The sequence below is a fragment of the Paraburkholderia sp. Ac-20347 genome (assembly GCF_017104805.1).
Lineage (GTDB): Bacteria > Pseudomonadota > Gammaproteobacteria > Burkholderiales > Burkholderiaceae > Paraburkholderia > Paraburkholderia tropica.
Map to the genome: position 1 here is coordinate 1 of NZ_JAAGPN010000286.1, position 10,143 is coordinate 10,143.

At 63.0% G+C, this 10,143-nt stretch carries 8 protein-coding genes; 7 read left to right on the forward strand and 1 reads right to left on the reverse strand.

The window, feature by feature from the left end:
• Positions 1-129 precede the first annotated feature (129 nt).
• Entirely contained in the window at positions 130-2,109 is a 1,980-nt protein-coding gene (locus G3N97_RS32580; RefSeq protein WP_241030973.1) for a primary-amine oxidase, read from the reverse strand.
• 239 nt (positions 2,110-2,348) lie between these two features.
• Here G3N97_RS32580 and G3N97_RS32585 point away from each other — a divergent pair, with 239 nt between their 5' ends.
• From G3N97_RS32585 to G3N97_RS32615, 7 genes are all read left to right on the forward strand, one after another.
• On the forward strand, positions 2,349-3,353 hold the full coding sequence (locus G3N97_RS32585) for an AraC family transcriptional regulator (protein ID WP_205997036.1): 1,005 nt from the start codon (positions 2,349-2,351) through the stop codon (positions 3,351-3,353).
• A 335-nt stretch (positions 3,354-3,688) separates the two neighbouring features.
• Positions 3,689-5,146: an APC family permease gene (locus tag G3N97_RS32590; protein WP_205997037.1), complete on the forward strand. Its 1,458-nt coding sequence runs from the start codon at positions 3,689-3,691 to the stop codon at positions 5,144-5,146.
• 177 nt (positions 5,147-5,323) lie between these two features.
• The gene (locus G3N97_RS32595; protein WP_205997038.1) at positions 5,324-6,538 is read left to right on the forward strand and encodes a porin; all 1,215 of its coding nucleotides are present in this window, start codon (positions 5,324-5,326) and stop codon (positions 6,536-6,538) included.
• A gap of 149 nt (positions 6,539-6,687) precedes the next feature.
• The gene (locus G3N97_RS32600; RefSeq protein WP_205997039.1) at positions 6,688-7,431 is read left to right on the forward strand and encodes a (Fe-S)-binding protein; all 744 of its coding nucleotides are present in this window, start codon (positions 6,688-6,690) and stop codon (positions 7,429-7,431) included.
• Positions 7,428-8,915, forward strand: a complete 1,488-nt coding sequence (locus G3N97_RS32605; RefSeq protein ID WP_205997040.1) for a lactate utilization protein B — start codon at positions 7,428-7,430, stop codon at positions 8,913-8,915. The genes G3N97_RS32600 and G3N97_RS32605 overlap by 4 nt, the downstream gene beginning before the upstream one ends.
• Complete coding sequence (locus G3N97_RS32610; protein WP_205997041.1) at positions 8,902-9,489, forward strand: LUD domain-containing protein; 588 nt, start codon at positions 8,902-8,904, stop codon at positions 9,487-9,489. Before G3N97_RS32605 ends, G3N97_RS32610 begins: the two co-directional genes overlap by 14 nt.
• 70 nt (positions 9,490-9,559) lie before the next feature.
• A partial coding sequence (locus G3N97_RS32615) for a cation:proton antiporter (RefSeq protein ID WP_205997042.1) occupies positions 9,560-10,143 on the forward strand: 584 nt, incomplete at its 3' end.

Here is a 10,143-nt window from a genome sequence, read left to right on the forward strand (position 1 = left end):
GCCGTCGCCATTACGCCCGCCGCCAACGTGGCCGCGCCGCCTGTCACGGCGCACCACGCGCGCGCAGCGGCGAGCGTGTCGCGAACGTTCATGCCCGGGAGGCGGCGCGCGCGCGGCTGCATGGTCCGCTTACTTCTTGCTGCCGCAGCAGGTGGGGGCGCTGTCCGGCGCGCCGTCCTGCACGCTATGCGGATCGCGTCCGCCAGGCAGATCCATTGCCGGATTGCCGTCGAAAAAGTTATTCGGCTTGAGCATGAACCCCGCGTATTCCACCGGCATCACCGGAAAATCCTCGGGCTTGCAAACGTGCGTATGACCGAAGCTGTGCCACAGCACGATGTCCTCGTTTTCGACGTTGCGATTCGCTTCGATATAACGCGGCAGACCGTCGCCGCCCGCGTGCTGATTCGGATAGTCACCGCTCGCATAGCGCTGCGTGGTGTCGTACGGCGTGACCCACACGTGACGCGTCGCGAAGCCGCCGCGCTGGCGCACTTTCGAGTTCGGATCGGTGAGCATCAGCGGCGAATCGTTGACGATCAGCTTGTAGCCCGGATTCGCGCCCACGCGGTTTTTCACGTTCGGATTCACGACTTTCCAGAAGCGGCCGGTCTGACCGTTCGCATTGCGCGCCGCTTCCTGCTCGGTCTTGAGCACGCGCTTCGTGGTGTCGAACACATTGCCGTACGGATTGCCTTCGCCCATCGGACGCGGCACGAATTCATGCTCGGTCACGGCGTTCTTTTCGCCGTCGACCATCATGTGCAGACGCGCATTGAAGAAGTGCTGATGCGTCGGGCCGCCGAGATTTTCGGTGACCATGCCGCCCCATGGATACGAGCCGCCGTCGGCAACCGCCGAGGTTTGAATAATGCCCGTGAGTTTGCATTCGAGCTGAATCGTGCCGTCCTGATAGAAGTACCAGTAAAAGCCGTAGTCGTAATTGCCGACCGTTGCGAAGAACGAAATCACGAGGCGGCGCGAGCGGCGCATTTCGAATACGCCGGTGCGGAATTCATAATGCTTCCAGAGCGTGCCGTAGTCTTCTTCGTGCAGGCAAACGGCGTTTTTCATCGTGAAGCTATTGCCGAAATCGTCGGCGGACGGAATGTCGAAATAGCGGATCGTGCCCAGACAATCGCAACCGAGTTCGAGCTGATTCGCGAGTTTGCCGAGTCCGTATTCGCCCGCGTCGAACGCGCTTTTCCAGTAGTGATTCGTGGTGGGATCGGAGTAGGGCACGCACATCTCCGTCACGCTCGCGCGATAGATGATGGGGCGCGGCGCCTGCTTGCCGTCGTCCCACGTAATCTGATTCAGCACGAGACCTTCGCGCGGCGTGAAGCCCACGCGGAAGCTCCAGTTCTGCCATTTCACCTGCCAGCCGTCGATGGTGAAACTCGGGCCTTCAGGCTGGCTGATCGACAGCGGTTTCACCGAGCCGCGCGGCTCGCCGAGACTCGGCGTGTCGTAGTTATGCTTCGCACGCGGAATCGGAATGATGCGGCCGTCGTCGACGAGTTCGATCACCTTCTGTTCGAGCAGATCGACCACCGCGACCACGCCTTCGATCGGATGCGCATAGCCGTTGTCGGTCACGTGCTCGCGGTAGTAGCTCACGCAGCGCACGAGACGGCGGCCGCCTTCGTTGGGGCGATCGAACGCGCCCGCCGAAAACGGGTCCACCTGCACGCGTTCGAGATCGTCTTCGGTAAGGCCGCGCTTGAGCACGGCCGCGCGCCACGCCGGATCTTCCTTGACGATGCGCTCGGCATTGATGAAGTCTTCGATCATCACGGGCGGCTGACCGAACGGCGCGCTTTGCAGTGCGAGCGGCGTGCGCGATTCCACTTTCTTCTCACGCAGATCCACGACGAATTCGATCGTCTGCGCGCGTGTGCGATCGATGGCGATCACAAACGCGCGGCGCGAAAAATAATCGCCGTGCTGCCAGGCGAGCACTTCGGCTTTGGGCGGATCGCGCAATTCGGTCACGGGAAAGCGGCCGAATTCGTCGAGCTGTTCGGCGGCCTTCACGATGTCACAGGCGAGCTGCATTTCGGCGAGGCTCAGCGGGTCGAGCGGATGCGAATTCGAGGTCGTGTTCATAAGCATTTCGTAAGGATGTCGTTGAGCCGGAACAGCGCCGCCTGCATCGCGTGAAGCCCTGTATCAAGTCCTGTATGAAGCGCTGAATGCAGGGCGATTCGAGTGGCGATGCCGTGAGCGATGTCGTGCATCCATCGTAGAAACGCCGTATTTTTTTCGCGCTTGCAGAACGCGCCAAAGGGGCGATAGAGTGCGCCATACGCAGAGCGAACGAAGCCGTCAGGCGAACGGAGCGAGACATGAAGAGAGTGCCGGTGAACAGCGGTTATCCGATGATTCGCGGCGCCGTGATGGGTCCGATCGTGCGCGCGCTCGACGCCGCCGGCGCCAATTGCGACGCGCTGCTCGACGAGTTCGGACTGAGCCGCCGGCAGTTGTCGGACCCTTATGAAATCCTGCCGCTGGGGCGTTATGTCGAGGTGTTCGAACGCGCCGCGCAGGTGCTCGACGAGCCGTGGCTCGGCCTGCGTCTGGGCAACGAATTGCAGCTCACGGAACTCGGTCCGGCCGGGCTCGTGTTCATGTCGTCGCCGACGCTCGGCTCCGCAATCCGTAGATTCACCGATGCGTTGGCTTCGTGGCAAAGCGCCACGCTCGTCGACCTCGTGAGCGACAACGAATGGCCGATGTGGAGCTATCGCATCGCGCATGCGAATATCTGGCCGCGTCGCCAGGATGCGGAATACAGCGTGAGCGCGATGTGCCACATGATTCGCCTCGTGCGCGGTGCGCAATGGACGCCGGTCGAAATTCATTTCGAGCATGCCGCGCCCGCCGATATCAAACCCTATATGCGGATTTTCCGTGTGCCGGTGCGTTTTCAGCAGCCTGCGAGCGGCGTGGTCCTGCATCCGCACGATCTCGACGCGCCGCTCAAAAGCGCCGACACCCAGCTTGCACGGCTGATGGAGCGCCACGCCACCGACCTCATTTCGCGCGATACCGTGCCCCACAATCTCGTCGATCAGGTTCGCGATCTCGTCACGCGGCGGCTCGCGCGCGAGAAGCTCGTGGTCGCCGATATCGCGCGCGATCTTGGACTCTCGAACCGCTCCTTGCAGCGCCATCTCGCGGAAGCGGGCACTTCCGTGCGCGAGATCATTCGCGACGAGCGCCAGCGCAGCGTGGCCGTGCTGCGCGATCAGGAGGGCATGACGAACGCAGCGGTCGCGCGTGCGGTCGGTTATGCCGACGCCACTGTGCTCTGGCGCGCCACGCGCAACTGGGCGCTGCCGGAAAAATAACGTTCCTCTGCGCGTCGAAACGGGTTGACAAACAGAAAGCTGTGCCGCGTGCGAGCGTGTTTCGACCGTTCCGTTCATTGATTCGTCATCCGAATCAAATTCGGCATTTTTGCCTCGTTAAGTAAAAACCCGCAGGGGTATTGGCGCACTTTATCGAAAATTTGGCGCGGAAAGCCAGGTCGCCGGATTTTTTAGCTGCCTACCATGCGCTCCAATCGATTCACGAAATGGCATCGCGAATGCCGTCCGCGAGATTCGATTCCCCGAGCGCCAGGGCACGCGGTTCCCATCGTGTCGTATGGCGAATGACAGTCCAGACACCAGCAGAGGCAACGATGAACGAACCGTTTTCAACCGCCGGCCTCGTCGGCGATGACGCCGCAGACGCCTCGGCGCCGCAGCGCAGCCGCCTCGGCCTGTGGCAGATCGTGTTTCTCGTGATTTCGGCGGCCGCGCCGCTGACCGGCATGCTGGGCGCGGTGCCGCCTGCCATCAGCCTCGGCAACGGCGCGGGCATTCCGGGCGCGTTCGTGATCGCGGGCGTGGTGCTGCTCGTGTTCAGCGTGGGCTTCGCGTCGATGAGCCGCCACATCGTGCGCGCCGGTGCGTTTTACGCCTACATCACGGCGGGTTTCGGGCGACCGCTCGGCATGGCGGGCGCGCTCGTCGCGCTGCTGTCGTACACCTGCATCCAGATCGCGCTCTACGGCCTGTTTGGATTTTTCTGCACCGTCGTGCTCGGCCCGATGCTGCATAGCGCGCTGCCGTGGTACGCGTATTCGCTCGCCTGTCTCGCCGTCGTGCAGATCACGGGATTGCGCGGCATCGATCTCAACAGCCGTCTGCTCGGCGTGCTGATGTGCCTCGAAATGGGCATTCTGCTGGTGCTCTCGCTCGCCATCGTGATGCATCACGGCGGTCCCGATGGACTCACGCTCGCACCGTTCGCACCGAAGCACGTTTTCAGCGGCCATATGGGCATTGCGGTGATGTTCGCGCTCGCATCGTTCATCGGTTTCGAGGCGACGGCCATCTACGGCAAGGAATGTCGCGATCCGAAAGTGACGGTGCCGCGCGCGACTTATGTGTCGGTGTCGTTGATTCTGGTGTTCTTCGCGTTCGTCACGTGGGCCATCGTGTGCGCCTATGGCTTGAAAGACGTGGCCGATGTCGCGACGAAACAGCCCGGCGACTTCTGGTTCATGCAATCGGCGAAATATCTCGGCGGCACGATGACGACCGCGATGAGCCTGTTGCTGCTCTCCAGTATTTTCGCGAGCCTGCTGTCGTTTCACAACACGATCGTGCGCTACATCCACGCGCTGTCGGTCGAAGGTCTGCTGCCCGCGAAACTCGATCGCCTGCATCCGAAGTACGGTTCGCCGTATCTCGCGAGCTATCTGCAAACGCTGTCCGTGCTGGTGCCGATCGGCATCTTCGTGATGGTGGGCGCGGACCCGTTCAATATCGTCTTTAGCTGCACGTCGGCGTTGGGCACGATCGGCATCGTCATGTTGCAGGCAGTGACGAGCTTCGCCGTGGTCGCCTATTTTCGCGCGACGAAAAAGGACACGCGCTTCTGGCACGCACTCGCGGCGCCGGTATTGGGCGGCATCGGCCTGCTGTGGATCGGCTTCGTGCTGATCGGCAATCTGGACGCGCTCTCGGGCTCCGATAGCGCCATCGTGCGCGCGTTTCCGTGGATCGTGCTCGCGGTCGCCGTGTTCGGCATCGCGCTGGGCTTCGCGCTCAAGCGTGCGCGCCCCGACATCTACGCGCGCTTCGGGCAGTAGCAAGCAGGGCGAGGGCGCATTCTCCGCGCCTCGCTCAAAGCTTCATTCAGCACTACCTCCAGCAGTCAACTCTGGCAGCAGCTACGCGGGCGGCGTGTGCGAACGACACACGCCGTGGCCCGGTCGCGTCCGGCGCATGACGGCCCGCGCGATCTCTCACTTCAAAAAGACAACGACATGGCAGATCTTTTCGTCAAGCGCGCGGCGCTGGCGCTGGCTTCGTGCACCCTCGCGATCGGCGCGCACGCGCAATCTTCCGTCACGCTGTACGGCACCGTGGATGCGGGCATCGTCTATTCGACGAACCAGCAAACCACGCACGCCGATGGCAGCACCGACGGCCACTCGAACTGGCAACTGAGCGGCGGCAATCTCGTGCCGTCGCGCTGGGGTCTCACGGGCAGTGAAGACATCGGCGGCGGCACGACGGTGAATTTCACGCTGGAAAACAGCCTGTTTACGCAGAACGGCGCGATGCTGCAAAGCGGCACGCTGTTCAATCGCAATGCGTGGGTGGGCGTCGCGAACGCGAACTACGGCACGCTCACGCTGGGGCGTCAGTACGATCCGTTTTCCGATTATCTGGGCGCGTATGCGTCGAGCAATAACTGGGCAACGCTTTACGGTTCGCATTTCGGCGACGTCGATAACCTCAACGAAGCGTTCAACTTCAATAACTCGATCAAATATCTGAGCCCGAGTTTCGGCGGCCTGACCGTGGGCGGCTTATTCAGCCTCGGCGGCATCGCCGGTGACTTTTCGCGCAATCGCGGCTGGTCGCTCGCGGCCAATTACGCGCACGGTCCGCTGTCGCTGTCGGCGGGCTATCTGCAATTGCATAATCCCTTGCAGGCGGCATTGGGTGGCGAGAGCGGCTATATCGGCGACTTCAGTTGCGCGAATGCCGACGCCTCGTACTGCGAATTGCAGAATGCGGAGAAGATCGATATCTGGGGCGCGGGCGGTTCGTATGTCGTCGGTCCGGTGACGGTGGCGCTGAGCTATACGCACACGCGGCTGTCGCAAAGCCAGTACTTCGCGAGCGCCGCGCAACCGCAAGGCGCGAATATCTCATTCGATATCGCGGAGTTGAATACGATGTGGCAATACTCGCCCGCGCTGCAATTCGGCTTTGCGTATATTTTCAACGATGCCCATCCGGGCGACAGTTCGTCGACGCGCGTGCATCAGATCAATCTCGGCGCGGTCTATAACCTCTCCAAGCGCACCGCGCTCTATGCGGTGGCGATCGGCCAGAAGTCGTCGGGCGCGGGCATCGGAATCGACGCATCGACTGGCGCATCGCGCAATCTCGCGCAGATTCCGAACCTCGTGAATTCGGACACCGACAAGCAACTCGCGGTGATCGCCGGGATCCGCCACAACTTCTGAGCGAAGGCGCGCGCGGGCGCGCTGCGTTGCAGTGCGCAAAGAGACGCGAGGCGGGCCGGGCCACGCGGGGCGGTGCCTGGCCGCTTCGCGCGCCCGGCGGACGGAACGGCGCTAGAATGGTCCGGTCCGCTTTCCGCGTGAGCCCTCGCATGAAAGTTGCCCTGTTCGTCCCGTGTTTCATCGACGCGTTCTACCCCGAAGTGGGGATCGCCACGCTCGAATTGCTGGAGCGGCTCGGCTGCGAGGTCGAGTATCCGCTCGAGCAGACCTGCTGCGGCCAGCCGATGGCCAACAGCGGCGCGCAGGCCGACGCCGCGGGCGCGGAACGCGTGTTCGTGCGCGCCTTCGCGGGCTACGATCATATCGTCGGGCCGTCGGCGAGCTGCGTGAATCACGTGCGCGACCATCTCACCGCCATCGAACAGACCGACGAAGTGCGCCACGTGCGCGCCAACACGTACGAGCTGGTCGAATTCCTGCATGACGTGCTCGGCGCGCGCGATTTTCCGTGGGCCGAATTTCCGTGGCGCGTGGGCTTGCACAATAGCTGCAGCGCGCTGCGGCATCTGCACGAAGCGTCGATGTCCGAAATCGCCGGCGCGCCGTTTTCGAAACCGCTCGCGCTGCTGCAACACATCAAGGGCATCGAGTTCGTGCAGCCCAAACGTCCCGACGAATGCTGCGGTTTCGGCGGCACATTCGCGGTGACGGAAGAAGCGGTTTCGGTGCGCATGGGCCAGGACAAGATCGTCGATCATGTGAGCGCGGGCGCGCAGTACATCGTTTCGGGCGACATGTCGTGCCTCATGCACCAGCAAGGCTGCGCCGAGCGCATGAAGGCCGACGTGCGTTTCATCCACATCGCCCAGGTGCTCAACGGAGCGCGCGCATGAGCTCCGGTTCCGCCACCAAATCGAATCCGAATCCGAATCCGAGCGTGAGTCCGCTTGAACCGCCGCGTCACGCAAACGCGAATTCGGGAAAGCGCGTCGAGCATGCGAAACTCGCGGGCTCGTTTCTCGCGCATCCCGAACACGTCGACTTTCACGACAAACGACTCTGGGATCTGCGCACGAAACGCGACGCCCAGGCGCATGCAATTCCCGAATGGGAAACGCTGCGCACGCTCGCTTCGCAGATCAAGGCGCACACGCTTTCGCATCTGGCCGATTATCTCGACCAGTTCACGCGCGTGGCCGAAGCGAATGGCGTGAAAGTCCATTTTGCCGATACAGCGGGCGAGCATAACGAAACGGTTTTCCGCATTCTCAGCGAACGCGGCATTACGGCGCTGGTGAAAAGCAAGTCGATGCTCACCGACGAATGCGAGATGCGCCCTTATCTGGAACAGCGCGGTATTGCGGTGATGGAAACCGATCTCGGCGAGCGCATCCAGCAACTCGACCAGCAACCGCCGAGCCATATCGTCGTGCCCGCCGTGCATAAATTGCGCGACGACGTAGCGCAGGTCTTCGGCCGAACCATCGGCACCGATCCGCACAACAACGATATTCATTATCTGGCCGAAAGCCAGCGGATGAATACGCGTCCGTGGTTCGTGCGCGATCGCACGGCGGGCATGACGGGCTGCAATTTCGCGGTGGCGGAAACCGGCACGGTGGTGGTGTGCACGAATGAAGGGAACGCCGATCTCTCGGCCAATGTGCCGCCCATTCATATCGTGTCGATGGGCATCGAGAAATTGATTCCGCGTCTTTCCGATCTCGGTGTGTTTATCCGCATGCTTTCGCGCAGCGCGCTCGGTTCGCCGATCACGCAATACACCTCGCATTTCCGCGCGCCGCGCGAAGGCGCCGAACTGCATTTCGTGCTCGTCGATAATGGCCGCAGCGCGCGGCTCGCGATGCCCGACTTCTGGTATTCGCTCAAATGCATTCGCTGTGGCGCGTGCATGAATACGTGTCCGGTTTATCGGCGCAGCGGCGGGCTGTCTTATGGCAGCACCTACGCGGGACCGATTGGCGCGATCATCAATCCCACTTTCGATCTGAAACGATTCAGCGCGTTGCCGTTTGCGTCGACGCTCAATGGCAGTTGCACCAACGTGTGCCCCGTGAAAATCAATATTCACGAACAGATTTATCAATGGCGCGAAGTCATCGCCGCTCAACATGCGGTGCCGTTCGTGAAGCAGGAAGTGCTCAAAATGGCGGGCAAGCTGCTCGCGAGTCCGAAGCTCTATCGCACGGCCGTGAGTTCGCTCGATGGCGCGTTGCGGCGTCTGCCGAATTTCGTGCTGTATAACCCGCTGAATATCTGGGGACGTCAACGCACGCTGCCGCAGGCGCCATCCACGACGTTTCATGCGTGGTATCGCAAACACCGTGGCAAGGGAGGCGGCGATGGCCAGTCGTGAGAGCTTTCTGGCGCGTGTGCGCGCGGCGCAACCGGCCGCCGAACCGCTGCCCGAAGTGCCGCGCTTCGATGCGCCGCCGGGCGACGTGCGCGAGCGTTTCGTCGCGGGCCTCACGCTGATGGGCGGAAAGACCGCGCAGGTCGCATCGGGCGACGAGGTGCTCGCGCAGATTCAGGCGCGCTTCGGCGCGGACGTGTCCATCGTGTCCAGCACGCCCGAAGTGCCGGGCACGCGCGCGATCGATGCAGGCACGCCGCCCACCTCGCTCGAAGACGTGCAGGTGGGCGTGGTGCGCGCGCGCTTCGGCGTGGCGGAAACGGGTTCGGTGTGGCTGAGCGAGCGCGAATACGGCGTGAATGCGCTCGGCTATCTCGTGCAGCATCTTTATGTGCTGCTCGATCCCGCTGCGGTCGTGGCGGGTTTGCAGGACGCGTATTGGCGCGACGACTTCCGTCACGCGCGCTATGCGGTGCTGGTCACGGGGCCGTCCGCGACCGCCGATATCGAGGGCGTGCTCATTCAGGGCGCGCAAGGGGTGAGATCGCTGACCGTCGTGTGGTTGCCCGCGCCGTGACGGTGCCGCGCGCGCTCGACACGCACGACAGTGAGGCGATCTTGCAAGCCGGGCAGTCACGCGAGCGACGATGGTCATCCACATTCTTCTACTGAGCGGTTTTTTGCTGGCGAGCATCGCGCTGGTGCAGGCGGTGAGCCTGCGTTTCGCGCTGTCCGAATCCGTGCTGCTCGCGGCGTGGGGTTTTGCGCTCGGCGGCATCTATATGGCGAGCGGCGATCTGTGGCCGCAACTCGCGTCGAGCTTCGTCACGCCCGCGCTCGCGCCGCGTCTGCCGCCCGAAGCCTATCTCTGGATCTTCCTGCCGCTGCTGCTGTTCCAGGCCGCGCTCAGCGTGAACGTGCGCGAGATGCTAGGCGACGCCGCGCCCATTCTGCTGCTCGCGGTCGTCGCCGTGTTCGTGGCGACGGCGATGGTGGGCGGCGGCATCGGACTCACGGGACTCGGGCCGGTCACCGACGGCCTGCTGCTCGGCGCGATGGTCGCCACCACCGATCCTTCTGCGGTGCTCGCCGTGTTCCGCGAAGTGGGCGCGCCCGCGCGCCTCGTGCGGCTCGTGGAAGGCGAGAGCCTGCTCAACGACGCGGCCGCGATCGCCATCGCGAGTGTGCTGATCGCCGCCATCACCGGCGATGCCGCCGCGGCCACGGCGGG